The organism is Streptomyces sp. SS7 (genome assembly GCF_037993025.1).
Lineage (GTDB): Bacteria > Actinomycetota > Actinomycetes > Streptomycetales > Streptomycetaceae > Streptomyces.
The window spans coordinates 4,822,478-4,839,346 of record NZ_CP141223.1 but is presented as its reverse complement, the minus strand read 5'-3'; the positions used below and the strand labels follow the sequence as shown (position 1 = coordinate 4,839,346).

The 16,869-nt window shown below is 74.4% G+C and carries 16 protein-coding genes and 2 pseudogenes; 9 read left to right on the top strand and 9 right to left on the bottom strand.

Features of this window, described 5'->3' with window-relative positions:
- Positions 1-280 precede the first annotated feature (280 nt).
- A complete protein-coding gene (locus tag U5640_RS22380; RefSeq protein ID WP_340377547.1) occupies positions 281-2,344 on the top strand; it encodes a PhoX family protein in 2,064 nt (687 codons plus the stop codon).
- On the opposite strand, the gene U5640_RS22375 is transcribed toward U5640_RS22380, so the two are convergent.
- The 3 genes from U5640_RS22375 to U5640_RS22365 are packed head-to-tail and all read right to left on the bottom strand — an operon-like array spanning position 2,345 to position 5,447.
- On the bottom strand, positions 2,345-4,294 hold the full coding sequence (locus U5640_RS22375; RefSeq protein WP_340377546.1) for an FUSC family protein: 1,950 nt from the start codon (positions 4,292-4,294) through the stop codon (positions 2,345-2,347).
- A 54-nt stretch (positions 4,295-4,348) separates the two neighbouring features.
- Positions 4,349-4,711: a hypothetical protein gene (locus U5640_RS22370; RefSeq protein ID WP_340377545.1), complete on the bottom strand. Its 363-nt coding sequence runs from the start codon at positions 4,709-4,711 to the stop codon at positions 4,349-4,351.
- A 43-nt stretch (positions 4,712-4,754) separates the two neighbouring features.
- Positions 4,755-5,447 (bottom strand): alpha/beta hydrolase, encoded by a 693-nt coding sequence (locus tag U5640_RS22365; protein WP_340377544.1) that lies wholly within the window; start codon positions 5,445-5,447, stop codon positions 4,755-4,757.
- A gap of 18 nt (positions 5,448-5,465) precedes the next feature.
- Between U5640_RS22365 and U5640_RS22360 the strand changes: the two are divergent.
- Positions 5,466-5,891: pseudogene (locus U5640_RS22360) on the top strand (aminotransferase class I/II-fold pyridoxal phosphate-dependent enzyme); the annotation flags it as partial.
- Here the strand turns inward: U5640_RS22360 and U5640_RS22355 are convergent.
- A complete protein-coding gene (locus tag U5640_RS22355; RefSeq protein ID WP_340377543.1) occupies positions 5,791-6,696 on the bottom strand; it encodes a hypothetical protein in 906 nt (301 codons plus the stop codon). The pseudogene U5640_RS22360 and the gene U5640_RS22355 sit on opposite strands and share 101 nt — an antisense overlap.
- A gap of 154 nt (positions 6,697-6,850) precedes the next feature.
- On the opposite strand from U5640_RS22355, the gene U5640_RS22350 reads away from it, so the two are divergent.
- Complete coding sequence (locus tag U5640_RS22350; RefSeq protein ID WP_340377542.1) at positions 6,851-7,381, top strand: SH3 domain-containing protein; 531 nt, start codon at positions 6,851-6,853, stop codon at positions 7,379-7,381.
- Between the two features lie 99 nt (positions 7,382-7,480).
- Here U5640_RS22350 and U5640_RS22345 read toward each other — a convergent pair whose 3' ends face one another.
- Entirely contained in the window at positions 7,481-7,921 is a 441-nt protein-coding gene (locus U5640_RS22345; protein ID WP_340377541.1) for a hypothetical protein, read from the bottom strand.
- A gap of 121 nt (positions 7,922-8,042) precedes the next feature.
- On the opposite strand from U5640_RS22345, the gene U5640_RS22340 reads away from it, so the two are divergent.
- On the top strand, positions 8,043-8,411 hold the full coding sequence (locus tag U5640_RS22340; protein ID WP_340377540.1) for a hypothetical protein: 369 nt from the start codon (positions 8,043-8,045) through the stop codon (positions 8,409-8,411).
- Between the two features lie 267 nt (positions 8,412-8,678).
- Positions 8,679-9,812, top strand: a complete 1,134-nt coding sequence (locus U5640_RS22335) for a hypothetical protein (RefSeq protein ID WP_340377539.1) — start codon at positions 8,679-8,681, stop codon at positions 9,810-9,812.
- A 73-nt stretch (positions 9,813-9,885) separates the two neighbouring features.
- Here the strand turns inward: U5640_RS22335 and U5640_RS22330 are convergent, their stop codons facing one another.
- On the bottom strand, positions 9,886-10,044 hold the full coding sequence (locus U5640_RS22330) for a hypothetical protein (RefSeq protein ID WP_340377538.1): 159 nt from the start codon (positions 10,042-10,044) through the stop codon (positions 9,886-9,888).
- A 132-nt stretch (positions 10,045-10,176) separates the two neighbouring features.
- Between U5640_RS22330 and U5640_RS22325 the strand changes: the two genes are divergently transcribed.
- On the top strand, positions 10,177-11,520 hold the full coding sequence (locus U5640_RS22325; RefSeq protein WP_340377537.1) for a helix-turn-helix domain-containing protein: 1,344 nt from the start codon (positions 10,177-10,179) through the stop codon (positions 11,518-11,520).
- A gap of 208 nt (positions 11,521-11,728) precedes the next feature.
- The gene (locus U5640_RS22320; RefSeq protein WP_340385257.1) at positions 11,729-12,460 is read left to right on the top strand and encodes a GAF and ANTAR domain-containing protein; all 732 of its coding nucleotides are present in this window, start codon (positions 11,729-11,731) and stop codon (positions 12,458-12,460) included.
- Positions 12,461-12,471: 11 nt separating this feature from the next.
- Here U5640_RS22320 and U5640_RS22315 read toward each other — a convergent pair whose 3' ends face one another.
- The gene (locus U5640_RS22315; protein ID WP_340377536.1) at positions 12,472-13,245 is read right to left on the bottom strand and encodes a hypothetical protein; all 774 of its coding nucleotides are present in this window, start codon (positions 13,243-13,245) and stop codon (positions 12,472-12,474) included.
- Positions 13,246-13,462: 217 nt separating this feature from the next.
- Between U5640_RS22315 and U5640_RS22310 the strand changes: the two genes are divergently transcribed.
- On the top strand, positions 13,463-14,446 hold the full coding sequence (locus tag U5640_RS22310) for a nucleoside hydrolase (protein WP_340377535.1): 984 nt from the start codon (positions 13,463-13,465) through the stop codon (positions 14,444-14,446).
- Here the strand turns inward: U5640_RS22310 and U5640_RS22305 are convergent.
- Positions 14,443-15,096 carry a hypothetical protein gene (locus tag U5640_RS22305; protein WP_340377534.1) on the bottom strand — a complete coding sequence of 218 codons (654 nt, stop codon included), beginning with the start codon at positions 15,094-15,096 and terminating at the stop codon, positions 14,443-14,445. The genes U5640_RS22310 and U5640_RS22305 overlap by 4 nt on opposite strands.
- A 199-nt stretch (positions 15,097-15,295) precedes the next feature.
- Positions 15,296-16,258 (bottom strand): LAETG motif-containing sortase-dependent surface protein, encoded by a 963-nt coding sequence (locus U5640_RS22300; protein WP_340377533.1) that lies wholly within the window; start codon positions 16,256-16,258, stop codon positions 15,296-15,298.
- 270 nt (positions 16,259-16,528) lie between these two features.
- On the opposite strand from U5640_RS22300, the pseudogene U5640_RS22295 reads away from it, so the two are divergent.
- Positions 16,529-16,819, top strand: a pseudogene (locus U5640_RS22295) (alpha-amylase family glycosyl hydrolase); the annotation flags it as partial.
- Positions 16,820-16,869: the final 50 nt, after the last annotated feature.

The window sequence follows — 16,869 nt, the reverse complement described above, 5'->3', positions numbered from 1 at the left end:
GAAGCCCGTCAATCCCTGGCCAGGACGGACACGTAAGGTTAGCGGCCCATAGCGGCGATCTTGGGCAGGGGTGAGTGAGGGGAAGCGAGGCGTGTCAACACCGCCTCCCGGCCATCCCGCACCCCGTCCCCTCCCCCGTCCCGCCCTCGAACCCGCTCCCCGCCCCAACTTCCCTGTCGCTACCGGGGATTCACTCTCCGTTCACCCGGTCGCCGCGCCTGCGCACGGACGCCCCCCTACCGTCACGCTCACACCAAGGGAACGCAAGGGGAGAGTAAAGGTGCGCAAGCTGCTGCCGTTGATCGGAACGCCGTCCCAGTCCCACCCCGGCGGACGCTCCGCCATGACCTGCCGTTTCCGCTGCGGTGACGCCTGTTTCCACGAGGTGCCCAACACCAGCGGCAACGAGTACGTCGGTGACGTCATCACCCGGGCCCTGAGCCGCCGCGGCATGATGCGCGCCGCCGCCGTCGTGACCGTCGCCGCCACCGCGGGAGCGGCCGGTGCGCTGCCCGCCGCCGCCGCCGCGCCCGCGCCCGCCACCGGGCGGAGGAAGCCGGCCACCGGCGCCCGCGGCCTGCGCTTCACCCCCGTGCCGCCGAACACCGCGGACACCGTCACCGTCCCGGACGGCTACCGGCAGAACGTCGTCGTCCGATGGGGCGAGCCCATCCTGCGCGGTGCGCCCGCCTTCGACCCGGAGAACCAGACGGCGGCCGCGCAGGCCGGGCAGTTCGGCTACAACAACGACTTCCTGGCGCTGCTGCCCCTCCCGGGCGAGCACCGCCGGCAGCTCCTCGTCGCCAACCACGAGTACACCGACGAAGTGCTCATGTTCCGCGGCTACGACGCCGCCAACCCCACCCGGCAGCAGGTGGAGGTCGCCTGGGCCGCGCACGGCCTCGCCGCCGTCGTCGTGGAGGAGGACCGCAGGACCGGCGCGCTGACCGCCGTACCCCGGCATCCCCTCAACCGGCGGGTGACCGCCACGACCGAGTTCCGGCTCACCGGGCCCGCCGCCGGGTCGGACCTGCTGAAGACGTCCGTCGACCCCACCGGCACCAAGGTCCTCGGCACCCTCAACAACTGCTCCGGCGGCACCACCCCGTGGGGCACGACCCTGCACGGCGAGGAGAACTTCAACCAGTACTTCGCCCACTCCTCCCGCCCCACCGACAAGCGCTACGGCATCGGCACCGGCGCCACCGAGCGCAAGTGGGAACGGTTCGACAAGCGGTTCGACGTCGCCCAGGAGCCGAACGAGGTGCACCGGTTCGGGTACGTCGTCGAGTTCGATCCGTACGACCCGACCTCCACGCCTCGCAAGCACACCGCGCTCGGCCGGTTCAAGCACGAGGCCGCGACCGTGCGGCTCACCGAGGACGGCCGGCCGGTCGTCTACTCCGGTGACGACGAGCGCTTCGACTACTTCTACAAGTTCGTCGGCAGCAAGCGGATGAAGAAGGGGGCGAGCCGGGCCGTGCGCGAGCACAACCTGTCGCTGCTCGACGAGGGCACGCTGTACGTCGCCCGGCTCACCGGCGACTCCCCGGCCCTGGAGATCGACGGCACGGGCAAGCTGCCGGCCGACGGCGAGTTCGACGGCAGCGGTGAGTGGATCCCGCTGGCCACCGCCACCGCGAAGGGCGCCGTCTCGCACGTCGAGGGGATGAGCGCCGAGGAGGTCTTCGTCTTCACGCGGCTCGCGGGCGACAAGGTCGGCGCGACCAAGATGGACCGGCCCGAGGACATCCAGCCCTCGCCGGTCTCCGGCAAGGTGTACGTCGCGCTCACCAACAACTCCAACCGCGGTGTCGGCGCGAACGCCAAGGCCGACGAGGCCAACCCGCGCAACGCCAACAAGCACGGGCACATCCTGGAGCTGACCGAGCGCCGGAACCGGCCCGAGAGCACCGCCTTCGCCTGGTCGCTCTTCCTCGTCGCCGGTGACCCGGACGACCCCGCGACCTACTTCGCCGGGTTCCCCAAGGACGACGTCAGCCCGATCTCCTGCCCGGACAACGTGGCCTTCGACCCGCACGGCAACCTGTGGATCTCCACCGACGGCAACCAGCTCGGCTCCCACGACGGCCTCTTCGGCGTGGCCACGCGCGGCGCGCGGCGCGGTGAGCTGAAGCAGTTCCTGACGGTGCCGACCGGTGCGGAGACCTGCGGTCCCGTCATCCAGGACCGGCGCGTCCTGGTCGCCGTACAGCATCCGGGGGAGATCGACGGGGCGTCGGTCGAGAAGCCGGCCAGCACCTGGCCCGACGGGCCCGGGAAGATCGTCCGTCCGGCGGTCGTGGCGGTGTGGCGCGCCGACGGCTGCGACATCGGCGCCTGATCAGCCCGACGGGGAGGCGATCGCCCGCGCCGCCGCCACCTCCTGGCGCAACGGCTCCAGAACGCTGCCGGACGCGCCCGTGAGGTCCGTGCGGACGGGATAGAGGACCTCGGTGTCGCGCAGACCCTCGGCGAGTTCCCGCAGCTGGAGCGTGACCTGCGCGAGTTCCGGCCCCGACGGCGGTTCGGCTCCGTGTTTCACACGGACCCGGGCCGCCGTCGTCGCGTCCACGATCCGTTCCACCGCGACGACCAGCGGCCACCAGGCCGCGGCCCGGCTGCCGGTCGGCGGCGGCTCGGTCAGCGCCCGCTGGAACTCCGTACGGACCACGGACAGATCGCGGTACAGCCGGCGGCGCATCCGGGCGCGGGCCGCCGGGTCGACGTCCGGTCCGAAGGCCGCCTCGACGTAGCGGGCGGTGTCGGCGACCGCGTCGGCCAGTCTGTCCCCGACCCGGGTGTGCCAGCTCTCCGGCCAGAGCAGATAGCCGGCCACGAGCGCGATGCCGCAGCCGATCAGGGAGTCCACCAGCCGGGGCAGCAGCAGACCCGTCCCCTGGTGGTTGAGGATGTCCGACAGGAGCAGGATCACCGGGGTGATCGCCGCCGTCTGATAGCCGTAGCCGCGCGGGGTGAGGGCGGGGATGAGCGGCGCGAGGACCAGCATTACCGGTACGTCCCACCACCCGCGCGGCACCTGGGAGAGCACCGCCGCCGCGACCACCAGGCCGACGACCGTGCCGAGCGCGCGCAGCAGCGCCCGGGAGAACACCGAGCCGAAGTCGGGCTTGAGGACGAAGGTGATGGTCAGGGCCACCCAGTAGGAGCGGGCGACCGGGACGGTCGACACCAGCACCTGGGCGAGGCCGATGCACAGGGCCAGCCGCAGCCCGTACCGCCAGGAGGCGGCGGACAGGGCCACGTTGCGGGCGGCCCGCGCGGCTCGGGTGCCGAGCCGGGCCGGGCGGCCGAGCCGGTCGTCCTCGGGGCCGCGGGGGTCGAAGTCGGGCGCGGTCACCACGGCGGCGGCGTGCCGCAGGGCGTGGTCGACGGCGCGTCCGGTCTCCGAGGCGGGGGCGGGGAGGGCGAGGGCCAGGGGGCCGGTGAAGCCGGTCTCGATCGCCCGTGCCAGGTGGTGCACGGCCTCCGGGACCTCCGGCGGCAGCGGCCGGCCGTGCAGATGGGCCGCCGGGGCCGCCTCCACCACCGGGGTGATGGCGTTCAACTGGGCCAGCAGGCGGGCCAGTTCGGGGCTGCGGCCGTGGTGGCGCGCCCGCCGGGCGAGGACGAGGTCGTACGACTGGTTCAGCGACTGGGTGACGGTGTGGCGGGCGTCCTCGTACGCGCCCGGGACCCGGCTGCCGCAGGCGGCCAGCAGATCGGCGACCGTGCGGTAGGTGGCCGCGACGGCGGAGCGTTCCGGCACCCCCGAGCGCAGTGGCCAGGCCAGCAGCGCGAGGAGCAGGACGAGCAGCCCGCCGCCGCTCATCAGCAGCGGTGCCAGCCACCACGCGCCGGGCATCGGCAGCCCCGCCCCGACGACGCAGTTGAGGAGCAGCAGCAGCCCGGACACGGACGCCACCGCCCCGATGGTCGAGATCATCCCGGAGACCAGCGCCACGGCGGTGACGGTGACGACCGCGAGCCAGCCCTGGCCGTAGACGGCCGACCCGAGCGTGATGCCGACGGCCCCGAACATCTGCGGGATCGCGATGTTGAGGATCCGCATGCGGTAGGCGTCGGCGGTGTCGCCGATGACCCCCGACAGGGCGCCCATGGAGACGAGCGCCCCGTAGGCGGGCTGTCCGGCCGCCATGCCGATCACCAGGGGCAGGGTCATCGCGACGGCGGCGCGGGCGACGGCGGCCCGGTTGACGGGGGACTGCTGGGGCCGAAGGTTCCGCACCAGCCAGTCGGGGGGCGTGAGGCCGATGGGGAACTCGCGGGACATGAGCCCCATTATGGGCACCCGCCACCCGGGCCGGTCAGGGCGACGGCGACCGGCTCAGCGGAACTCCCGGACGACCTCGATGCGCCCGACGATGTGCGCGTTGAACTCCGCGAGTTCCTCCGCCGGCACCCACAGTTCCAGGATGGTCTCTCCGCCGGCCCGGCGCACCGGGTAGCGCCGCAGGAACTCCGTGTCGACCTCGAATCGGGTGACGTAGCCGACGCCGGAGGCGGGCACGTTCCAGTCCCGGGCGATCCGCACCGCGTAGTCCTCGTTGAGCACCGGGTAGAAGATCGGCTGCTCGGGCAGGCGGGGCGGCCACGCGGTCCACCCGGAGGCCTCCACGAGCGCCAGCTCCTCGGGGCCGGTGGGGCGCCAGAGGGTGGTGGTCGTGGTCGTCTTCCGCGTGGTGTCCATGGGCGGCACGCTAACCGGCGTGCAGCTGCCCCGGCGAGGCATTTCACGCCCCGTCGACCCGCGCCAGGAGGTCCGCGAGGGCGGTGTTGAACTCCCGCGGTCGCTCCAGGTTCGGCAGATGGGCGGCGCCCTCGACCACGGTCAGGGCGGAGTCGGGCAGGGCCGCGTGCAGGGCCTGGGCGTCCGCCACCGGGGTGTAGGTGTCGTCGGCGCCGACCACGACCAGCGCCGGGACCGTGACCCGTGGCAGCACGGGACGGTAGTCGGGGCGTTCGGCCCGGCCGCGCAGCGCGGCCGCCGCGCCCTCGGGAGAGGTGGCCGTCATCATCCGGTGGACGTGGGTCTTGACGGCGGGAGCGGCGTACGGAGCGACCATCCCCTCCAGGACCTCGTCGGCGTACCCGCGCATCCCCTCCGCCAGCAGCCGGTCGGCCGTCTCGGCGCGGGTGATCCTGCCCGCCGGTGTCTCGGGGGCGGCGAACGTGTCGGCGAGGACCAGGCCCCGGACCCGGTCGGGGAAGCGCGCGCAGCATTCCAGGGCGATCTGGCCGCCCATCGACAGACCCGCCAGGACGAACTCCGTCACCTCCAGACCGTCCAGGAGGGACGCGATGTCCCGGGCGTGGTCGGAGAGCGGGGTGACGCCGGGGACGACCGGGGAGGCCCCGTAGCCGCGCAGATCGGGGGCGATCACCCGGCGTCCGGCCGAGAACGCCTCGATCTGCGGGGCCCACATCGTGCGGTCGAAGGGATGGCCGTGGGGGCGGCGGTGCGCTCCGGTGGGTGGAGCGCCGGCCGGTTCGCGGTGGAGGCGGCCGTGCGGTGGGTGGAGGAGGGGATCGTGGAGCGCCTCGTCGAGGACAAGCGGACGGACGCGGCACGGCGCCAGGCACTGCTCGCCGAGGCGCTCGGCCCCGGCGGGTTCCGCGTGCGGACCGATCCGCGCGCCTACTTCGCCTGGTGGGAGCTGCCCGCGCCCTGGCGGGCGGACACCTTCACGGCAGCCGCGGCGGCGCACGGCATCGCCGTCACCCCGGGCACCGCCTTCGCCGTCGACCCGCGTCGCACCCCGGACGCGGTCAGGCTCGGGCTCGCGTCGGCTCCGGAGGCGGAGCTGCGGCGGGCGCTGCGGACGCTCGCCGCAGTCGCAGCAGCCGGACCGCCCGCAGATGGCCGGTGAGCCAGGTCGCCCCGGCCACCGTCAGCCCCAGCGCGAGCAGCAGCCAGGCGGCGCTGCGCAGCGTGGTCGTCAGGGCGTCGTAGACCGCGGCGGCGGCCGGGCGGTGGGCCTCGTCGGGCAGATCGGCGAGGGTGAGCCGGCGGCCGATCGCGACGGCGAGGCCGAGGAACGCGCCGCCGAGGGCGGTGCCGAGGGCCGTCGCGGTGATCGCGCGGCGACGGCAGGCGGCGACGGCGATACCGCCCGTCGCGAGGACGACCGCCGCGAACGGCAGCCAGAAACCGGCGACATCGAGCACGTGGTAGCCCTTCCGGAGAGTGGCCAGATCGTCGGGCGGCAGCAGCGCCACCCGGGTGTGCTCGATCGGGATGCGCTCCGCGAACGGCACGTGGTCGAGGGTCATCTGGTGCTTCAGCGGGGTGGTGACCGCCGCCAGGTCCACCGTGACCGGGGCGTCGTCCGGGCCGGGGCGGTCGTCGGTGAGCGCCCGCATCACGGCCGTGTGCGCGGCCTCGTTGCCCGCGTCCCACGCGGTGCGGTAGGCGTGGGTCGCGGTGAACGAGCGCACCGCGTCGCGCAGGAACAGCGGGCTCATCCCCGACTCGCGCGCCACCCCGTCGCCCACCGTGTCCGCGACGGCGTCCCGCACGTCGGGGTCGGAGGCCAGCGGCGCCATCGCGGTGACATAGCTGCGGGTGTCGGTGAGGCCGTACGCCGCCCAGGCCGCGAGCGCGCCGAGCGGCACGAGCAGGCAGGACAGCGCGATCAGGACGGCCGAGAGGGCGGTCCGCAGGCTTCGGGACACCCTTCCAGGCAACGGGCGGTACGCGGCCGCCGCCAGCGGGCCTGCGCCGTACGGGTGCCCCTGGGACTGCCGGGATTCCCGGGGCGCGTGGGGCCTCCGGTGGAGGGTTCACCCGAACGGGTGTTTCCTGGTTCTGGGGAGAAGGAGGCCGATCATGCGCACCACTCCGGCCCTGCGGACTCTGGCCGCGGCCCTGCTCACCGGTGGCACCCTCGCCGCGACCGCGGCGGGCACCTCCGCGGCGGCAGCCCCGCCGACCGGCGGCGGCGACGGACCCCTCGTGGGCACCGTCGTCTCCCGCACCGACCTGAACGTGCGACAGCAGCCCACCACCCACTCCGCCGTCGTCGCCGCGCTCGCGCCCGGCACCCACGACCTCGTCCAGTGCCGGGTCCGGGGACAGAGCGTCGACGGCAACCCCTACTGGTACTGGCTCTACGACACCCAGGGCTGGGCCAGCGCCGCCTTCGTCGACGTCCGCGGCGGACGGGTCCCGGACTGCGCCGACCCGTGCCCGCAGTGGAAGAACGGTGACTGGACCAACTGGAACGACCCCTTCACCAACAGCTCGTTCAGCGTCTCGGGCTCGGGTTCGTTCAGCTTCTCGGGCTCCTGGAGCTTCAGCGCCTCCGGGACGTCAGGAACCTCGTCGGGTGGCTGGGAGTGGATCCCGGTCGGCCGGTGAGTGGAGGGATGAGGGAAACGCATGGGCCCCGGCGCGAACCGCCGGGGCCCATGTGGTCGCCGGTTCCGGCCGGCTGTCGCGGCCGGCCACGGGGGCTGTCTATCGGATGCGGTGTCCCGCCGCGTCCTCGTGCGTGTAGAAGCGGTAGAACAGCACGGCGAACGTGATCGCGCCGATCACCAGCCCCATCCACACCGAACGCAGGATGCTCGTACCGGTGTTGGCGTAAAGGAACCCGAACGCACAGCCCGCGAACACCGCCCACAGCACGGCGTGCAGTTCGCGCATCATGTGCGGCGCCAGGGCCGCCACGCCCATCCACAGGGCCGCGAACACGATCGTGCTCACGAAGCCGAGCAGGACGTTCCAGCCGGTGACCGGGCCACCGGAACGGTTGTTGGCCGCCACCCAGTAGCCGTAGACGAGTCCCGTGCCGACCGGGACCGCCCACCGCGCGATCCGGTGGGTCCGTGCGCTGAAGATGTCCGGTGTGCGGGCCGGCCTCGCCGGGGTCCGCACCGCGGGTGCCGCATGAGCCATGAGAGCGCTCCTCTCTCTCCTCGCCCCCGCCTTCCAGGGCACACCCGGGCGCGGGCGGTGGCAAGTGGGATGCCCCGGGTTCCCGGATGCGGGGCGCCGCGCCGCGTGTTTCGCTGACCACATGGAGCGGGACACCCGCCCCGCGCAGGCCCGGCGCCGGGACGTCCTGCAACGTCATCAGCTGCTGCAGGTCCGGGGCCGCAGTGTCACCTGGCTGGTGCCGCTGGCGGTGCTGGTCGCCATCAGCTTCGCCGACTACCACTCCACCGGCGAGTTCCGGATCGTGTCGTGGTGCGTGTTCGTCTCCGCGATCGCCGCCGCGCTGTGCGGGGTGTGGACGACGGCCCTGTTCGTGGTCCTCTCCCTCGTCGTCCACGTCACCAGCGACGCCGCCTGGCCCGTCGAGTACCGGGAGGGCCCGGCCGACTTCGTGCTCGTCCTGGTCGGCGGGGTGCTGTCGGTGCTCGCCTCCTCGGTCCGGGTGAGGTGAGCCGGGCGGCCCTGCGCGACCCGCGGACGGCCCGCCCGAACGGCTGGTGACCTTTCTCCGCGAGGGCACCCTGCGGCACTGCCGGGGCCGGCTCGCCGACGACACGACGATCTTCGCGGTACGGCGGACGGCCCCCGGCGGCCAGGACGGTCCCCGGCGGCCAGGACGGTCCCCGAGCCCCGTAGGGGGACGTTTGCGGGACTGAGGCAGACCTTTGCAACAGCAGCGGTTACCGTGCTGAGGTACTGATCGACAGGGGGAGGGACCATGCCCGGAACCGTGCTGCTGCTGGCGGCGTCGCCCGTGGGCAAGGGGTGTCTGGTGGACGCGGCGTCCGTCCTCCCGGTGCTCGCGGCCGTACCGCCGGGCGTGCTGGCCGGCACCGACACCGCCAATGTCGTCGAACTGGCCGACCCGCTGGAGCCGCAGGCCGTGCTGACCCGGCTGCGGGCCGCCGCGGCGGCGGCCGGACCGCTGACCGTGTTCGTCACCGGCCAGCTCCAGCTCGACCGGCGCCAGCGGCTGCCGCACCTCGCGCTCGCCCGTACGACGCCGTCCACCGTCCGCTACACCGGGTTCCCCTGGCACTGGTTCCGGGAGGAGCTGCGGCTGCGGCCGGCCGGGACGACGACCGTGCTGGTCGACCTGCACGCCGACGCGGAGGCCTGGGGATGGCTGCGCGGTCACGCGCTGGAGTGCGGGCCGACGGTCGCGGTGTACGGGAGGGTGGCGCCGCCCCCGGGACGGCGGACGGTGGCCGCGCCGACGTACATGAAGGCGGTCGCGACGATCCTGCGCAGCGGGGGCCGTCCGGCGGTGGAGCAGTTGCACCAGGCGGCGTTGGGGCGGATCGCGGGGGACGGGGAGGTGGGCGACCTGGTGCTGGGCGCCGCTGCCCCGGTGCCTCCGCAAGGCGCCGCCCCCCGGACCCCCGACCGGCCTGAACGGCCTCGTCCCCGGACGCCGGACGGGCTGGTGGGTGACCCGCACGCCGCGATCTCCGACGCTGTCCGGGCCGGGAACCACGCCGACGCCGACGCGCTCGCCGCCCGCTGGCAGGAGGCGTCCGCCGACGCGCACGGGCCGGGGTCGCAGGAGGCGCTGCACTGGGCCGAGGTGCGGGCCGATCTCGCGATGTTCGCGGGGGACGCCGAGCGCAGCTGCCGTACCTGGATGGCGGTCGCCGCCGCCCGGCTGGCCGCCGGGCAGGCGGTCGACGCGCCCGCCGTCGAGGCGGCCGTGGACCGGGCGCACCACCAGTGGGGACGGATAGCGGACACGGCCCGCGCCCGCGAGCTCGGCCCCGCCCTGGCGGACCTGCGCGCCCGCGTCCCGGGCCGCCGCCAGGGCGCCCTGGACCATGTCCGGAGCCAGCTCCGGCAGTTGCAGCTCCACGCCTGACCTACCGCCCCGGGCCTGACCGCGCGCCCAGGCCCGAGGTGGGCCCGCCGGGCCCGTCACGGCACTGCGGGCACTAGCGGTCCGCGGGCTGTTGCTGGGCCGTCGGCGGGGTGGACGTGGCGCGGGCCGGGATCGCGTTGGCCGCGGTGATCAGGGTGGCGGCGGCCAGGACGGCGGCGGCGAGGGCCCTGGCGTAACGGTGTCCGTGGTGGGGGGATGTGGGTCCGGGCACGGCAACCTCACAACATCGGCGGACTACGACTCATGACACTCTTGTGTTAAGCATGCTTAATTCGCCGTTTAACCTAGGGGCTGCGACACTCCAACGGCAAGAGGTTCATGGGTAGTTGGGGGTGAACACGGCGTGGGCGAACGGGACGAACCGGAGGTCATCGGACGGCGCGTGCAGCGGTTGCGTGTCGAACGCGGACTGACCCAGCGGCAGTTGGCCGAGCCGACGTACACACCCGCCTACGTGTCCACCCTGGAGGCCGGCCGGGTGCGGCCCTCCGACGAGGCGCTGCGGCACATCGCCGAGCGGCTCGGCGTGGACTTCCAGGAGCTGGCCACCGGGCGCTCCGCCCGCCTCGTCACCGATCTGCGGCTCCGCCTGACCGAGGCCCAGCGGGCCCTCGCCACCGGCGCGGCACAGGAGGCCGCGGCCCAGTACGCCGTCCTGCTCACCGAGGCCGAGGAGCACGGGCTCGCCGAGGAGCAGGCCGGCGCGCTGCTCGGACTCGGCGAGTGCGAGATCTCCACCGGCGACCTGGAGAAGGGCCGCCGGTACTTCGAGCGCGCCGAGGAACGCCTCGCCGACGCCCCGCTGCCGGCCCGGGTCCCCGCCCTGCGCGGCCGCGCCGTCGCCCACTACCTCGCCGGTGAACTCCGCTACGCCGTCTACCTGCTGGAGTCCACCCTCGACGAGCTCAACCGGGGCGGACTGCACGACCCCGACGCGCTGCTCCTCCTCTACGCCTCCGTCATCGGCCCCTACATGGACATGGGCGCGCAGGCCCGTGCCGCCCAGGCCGCCGAGTTCGCCCTCGCCCTTGCGCCGCAGGTCGCCGACCCCGCGCTGGTCGCCCGGATGCACCGGTCCGTCGCCCGCACCCTCCTCGCCGAGGGCCGGCTCGCCGAGGCCGACGCCTCCCTCGCCAAGGCCGCCGATCTCTACCGGCAGCTCCAGCTCCGCACCGAACTCGCCAACTGCCACTGGATGCGCGGATACGTCTACGCCCAGAACGGCGAACTGGAACGCGCGGAGCAGGAGCTGAAGCAGGCGCAGGACATGCTCGCCGCCCAGGGCGCCGCGCTCTACGGCAGCCAGGTCGCCGTCGAGCTGGCCGACGTCCTGCACCGCCGGGGCCGCTCGCAGGAGGCCTCGGCCCTGCTCCACGCCGTCCTCGGCGACCTCTCCTCCGAGCGCGGCGCCGTCCACTCGGCCGCCGCGCACCGCCTGCTCGGCATCATCGCCGAGGACGCCCGCGACACCGAGGCGGCCGAGGAGCACTACGTCCGGGCGCTGAGCCTGCTGGAGCGGGCGGGCGCCGCCGGTGACCTCGCCGACCTGTGCCGTCTGCTGGGGGACCTGCTGCGCCGCACGGGCCGGGTGGAGGCCGCCCTGGACGCCTACCGCACCGGCCTCGGGCACCGCACGGCCCCCGGCACCACCACCCTGGGCCCGGCCCCGGCCCAGCCGCCGCTCTGACGGAGGTCCACGCGGTCCGGCACCGTCACCCACGGTGACGACGGCTCCGGGTACGTCACCCGTACGAGAAGCCCCGCGGGAGCCGCAGCCGGGAGCCGCAGCCGGGAGCCGCAGCCGGGAGCCGCAGCCGGGAGTCGTGCCCACGAGTCGTGGGTACCCGGCGCGCGTGGGGGAGCCGACCGACCGGCCCGCCCCAACTTCGGAGGTGATCGCCGTGTCCGACCGGGAGCGGGAGCGGATCGCGGCGGTCCTGGCCGATGCGGTGCGCGGCGTCGAACCGGGCGACGTGCCGGAGCGGCTGTGCGCCGTGGCGGTACGGCTGCTGCCGGTGAGCGGGGCGAGCGTGGCGCTGTGCGGCGAGGGGATACCCGTGCCGCTGGGCGCGAGCAGCGCCCGGGCCGCGGAGCTGATGGAGATGCAGGCCACCCTGGGGGACGGGCCCTGTCTGCGGGCCGCCGAGACCGGCACGCTCGTGTACGCCTCCGATCTGCGCGGCGGCCGGGACGCCGTCCGCTGGCCGGTCTTCGCCCAGCAGGCCGCGGCCGCCGGGGTGCGCGCCGTCTACGCGCTGCCGCTCGGCGACCGGACGGTCTGCCTGGGCACCCTCGACCTCTACCGTGACGTCCCCGGTGAACTGGCCGGGGACGAAGTGCGCACGGCACAGCTCGTGGCGGACGTGCTGACGGCGGCCCTGACGGCCCTGCCGCTCGGGGAGGACGACGGGCTGCGCCCGCCCGGCGAGGAGTCCTGGCTGAGCTCCCTCGCCACCGACCACGACGTCGTCCACCAGGCCGTCGGGATGGTCATGGCGCAGCTCGGCGTCGGCGCGGACGAGGCGCTGGCCCGGCTGCGGGCGCACGCCTTCGCGCACGGCCGCACGGTCCTCGACGAGGGCCGCGAGGTGGTCGGCCGCCGCACCCGTTTCGACGAGCGCGACTGAGCGGCCGGGCGTCAGACCTGGACCCGCCCCTGCGCGCGGACGTCCGCCAGCCGCCGCACCCCGAGCTGCACGGCCGCCTGCGTCGCCTCGTTCGGTACGTCGCCCAGGCCGCCGTTGGTCAGGGCGAACCCGTCCTCGCCCGCCCGGACGGCGGCCACGTCCAGCGCGAGGGCGGTCGGCTCCCCGTCGGCGTTGTCGCCCGCGGTGCCCCAGAGCGTCAGCGTCACCCGCAGCCCCTGCCGCGCGTCCCCCGCCTGCGGCAGCGGCAGGTCGGTCACCTGGACGTCCTCCACGGTGTCCTTCCCCGCGGTGGCCGTGAACCGGGCGCACTTCTGCGGCAGTTCCCTCAGCCAGGCCAGCGTGCGGTCGATGTCCGCAGTGCTCCGGCCGGTGAGCTGGTAGCGCAGCTGGGCGGCGGCGTCGGGGTCGTCCAGCCCGACGACCGCGCGGGCGGGGGTGCCGAACAGCTCGTCGGTGTAGAGGGCGTCCAGGAGCTTCTGGCACTCGGGCACGGGGGTGCTCGCCTTCAGCAGTCCGTCCCGCCAGGTCGCCGCGCCGCCGGTGGGCAGCCAGGGCGCGCCGAGGTCCTCGGCGGTGATGAGGGCCGCCTGGGCCTGGCTGTCGCTGAGGACGCGCGGGGCGGCCGGCGTGGCGGGCGTGCTGGTGGAGGCCTGGACGGTCGGTTCGGCGGGGGTGGCGGTCGGCGGGTGCTCCAGGCCGAGGGTGGCGCACCCGGTGAGCGTCGTGAGCAGCAGCGAGGAGGCGAGGAGCGCAAGGCGGTTCATCGGGAGTGCCTCCTGACGTGGGGGTGCGTGCCTGCTCCCACGGCAGCACCACCGCCGCGGACCGACCAGCGCGGCGGGCCGTACGGGGTACGCGCGTTGCTGCGCGCGGTGGAATCCGGCCGCCGTCACCGGGCGCACCCGGTTCCCGGAGACCGCGTAGGGTCGGGCGGGACCGAGCCGGTCGAGGTTGTTCCGCAGGATCCGAAGGAGTCGCCGGATGGCCGATCGCGATCAGCAGCCCCTCCCCGTGATCATCGACTGCGACACGGGGGTCGACGACGCCCTCGCCCTGCTGTTCGCCGTACGGCACCCGGGGCTGGACCTGCGGGCGGTGACCTGTGTCGCCGGGAACACGGACGTCGACGGCGTGGTCCGCAACACCCTGACGGTGCTGGACGTGGCGGGCGCCGGGGACGTCCCGGTGGCGCGCGGCGCCGAGCGCCCCCTGATCGAGCCCGCCCGCTCGGCGACCGTGCACGGCAAGGACGGCATGGGCGACATCGCCGGCCTGCCCGCCCCGGCCCGCCGGGCGGTCGACGTGGACGCGGTGACACTGCTGCGCCGCGAGATCCTCGCCTCGCCCCGCCCGGTCACGCTGATCCCCACCGCGCCCCTGACGAACATCGCGCTGTTGCTGCGCACCCATCCCGAGGTGACGCGCAACCTCGAACGGATCGTGTTCATGGGCGGCGCGGTCGCCGTCGGGAACGCCACCCCGGTCGCGGAGTTCAACGTGTGGCACGACCCGGAGGCGGCCGCGATCCTGCTGACCGTCGGCGTCCCGATCACGATGTACGGGCTGGACGTGTTCCAGCGGGTGGTGGTCCCGGGGGAGGACGTACGGCGGCTGCGCGCGAGCACCGAACCGGGCACGCGCCTCGCGGGTGAACTGCTCGCCCACCGCCCCTCCGCGCCGGAGGCGGGCGCCGACGAGTCGGCCGGGGGCCTCGGTGACGCGGGCGCGGTCTGCGCGGTGGTGGACCCGTCCGGTCTCACCACCCGCCCGCTCCCGGTGGAGGTCTCCCTGGCCCCGGGCCCGACCCGGGGCCAGACGATCGTCGACCGCCGCCCCCGCCACGGAGAGTCCGAGACCCACCACGGGGTACGGGAACGGGCCCTGGTGGACGTGGGGCTGGACGTGGACGTCGAGCGGTACGTGCGGCTGTATCTGGAGACCGTGGGACGCGGCCGGGCGGACTAGAGCGGGTCCTGTGCCTCCTGAGCGCCGGTGGCCCCGGCGAGGGCGACGAGGTCCGGGATCAGGGCGGCCAGTTCCGTCAGCAGCCGGTCCATGTCCCGTACGTCGGGCATCGGGTGGACGAAGCAGACGCCGTCCGCCGCGACCGAGACCGCGGGGCCCGCGAACCGGATCAGGCGCTGGGGCAGGTCGGAGGCGTAGAACCGCTCGGCCGTGTCCATGGCGTGCTCGCTCACCGGCACGTACGGGACGCCCTCGGGGGCGCGCAGGCCGAGCTTTGCCGCGCTCCAGCCGCGTTCGAGGCGCAGGGTGGGTCGGTCACCGGGTGCCTCGAAGCACACGATCAGCCAGTGCCGTACGTCCCGGCGCCCCGAGGGCTCCCAGCGCCGGGCGACGGTGACCCGGTGCCCGCCGAGCGGGCCGCTCGCCCCGGTGCCGTGCCGGGTGCGCAGCAGCCACGGGAAGTGGCCCGCGTACCCTGCCCATTCCGCTCCGTCCGCGCCCCGTCCGAGCCGGCTCCAGCCGGGGCGTCCGGCGAGGACGCCCATCGCGCGGTCCGATCTGCGCGCCCGGCGCGCGGTACGGAACGCGAGGGTCCCGCCGATGACGAACGGCGCCAGGACGACGGCCGACCACATGATCCAGGGGAACATCGACGCGGACGTCCTTTCGCTCCGGCCGGGGAGGCGCGTGGTGCGTGGTGCGTGCATCCTCGCCCGGGCGGTCGCGTCGGCACATCGGTGGATCTACGTAGAGCCGCACGGAGACGCACGTCCGCCCCGCGGCCTCGGGGGCGGCGGGGCGGACGTACCGGAGAAGCCGGGCAGGCCCGAACAGCCGGGGAAGCCGGCGTCAGGCGCGGGTCGCCTTGCGGCGGCGGGTGGCCACCACGATCGCGGCGCCGCCGGCCAGGAGCGCGGCGGCTCCGCCCGCGATGAGCGGGGTGTTGCTGCTGGCGCCGGTCTCGGCGAGGTCGCCGCCGCCGGTGCCGCCGCCCGTGACCGGGGTCGACTCGGAGGCGGACGGGGTCGGCGTGGCCGACTCGGTCGAGGTGGACTCCGAGGCGGAGGGCGAGGGGGACGCGCTCTCGGACGACTCGTCGGCGGGGGTCGACTCGGACGCCGACGGAGACGGCGAGGAGCCGCCGCCTCCGGCCGGGGCCGACGGGGAGGGGGAGGACGGGGGCTGCTCGGTGGACGTGCAGTCCTTCGTGCCGCCGTTCCAGGCCGCGATCAGCTTGTCCTTGATGACCGGGCGGTCCGGGCCCTTGGGCAGGTCGCCGTGGACGAAGCCGTCCTGCGCGTCGAGCTTGCCGTCGAACTTCACCGCGCCGCGGTAGAGGTCGATCTGGGCGTAGCAGCCCGCGTCGGGGACGGCGATGTCGAGGGTGTCGGTCTGGCCGGGCTTGACCGTCACGGTGTCGAAGTCGACGAAGACCTGCTCACCGGAGGTGCCGAAGGTGGCGCCGTGGGCGAGGTAGGAGGCCAGGGAGGCGGTGCAGGTGCTCGCGTCGCCCGCCGTGCGGACGGAGATGTGGATCTTGCCGTCCTGGGTCGGCTTGAGGTTCTGGTCGTCGACGCGCACCGAGTCGAAGAAGTTCTTGCCGTCGAGCGAGAACTGGCAGCGGTCGGTCCCCGTCTCGGTGCCCGCGCCGGTGCCGGGCTGGTAGTGCCCGCCCGACTTCCAGCCGTCGCCGCCGGGGCCCGAGTCGGCGAACGCGCCGGAGGCGGCTGCCACGGAGGCGGCGCAGAGGGTGAGGGTGGCTGCGCCCGTCCCCAGCAGGCGGCGCACGGTGACACGTCTCGCTATGGACATGCGTATCCATTTCTTGGCGCTGCCGGACTTGGCGCATGCCAGGGCAATGCCAGGGCTGATTGGTCAAATCAGGGGTCAGAAGACACGGGCGGCCCTCAGGTCACAGGCGCCACAGTGTCCGACCATCGTCGTTCGCCTGCCAGATCGCTGTCAACCTGGGATAAACACAAGCCAGTTCAAGTTTCCATCACGAATCAATCACGTGCGGAACGTTCCCCTCCGGACCGTCCGAGGGTTCGCTTTCCCGGCAAGCTGGACAGACTTCCGTTCGTGACCGACTTCTCCGCCCGCAGTCCGGACTGGTGGCGCCAGGCAGTCGTCTACCAGGTGTACCCGCGCAGTTTCGCCGACGCCGACGGCGACGGCCTCGGGGACCTGAGGGGCATCACCGGAAGGCTGTCCCGTCTCGCCGCCCTCGGCGTGGACGCCCTCTGGCTCAGCCCCTTCCACCCCTCCGAACTCGCCGACGGAGGCTACGACGTCGAGGACCACCGGGACGTCGATCCCCGCCTGGGCACGCTGGCCGACTTCGACGCGCCGGCCGCCGAGGCCCACCGGCTGCTGAACAGCACACCGCTGCCCGACGGCACCGCGCCGAACCCACTGCCACC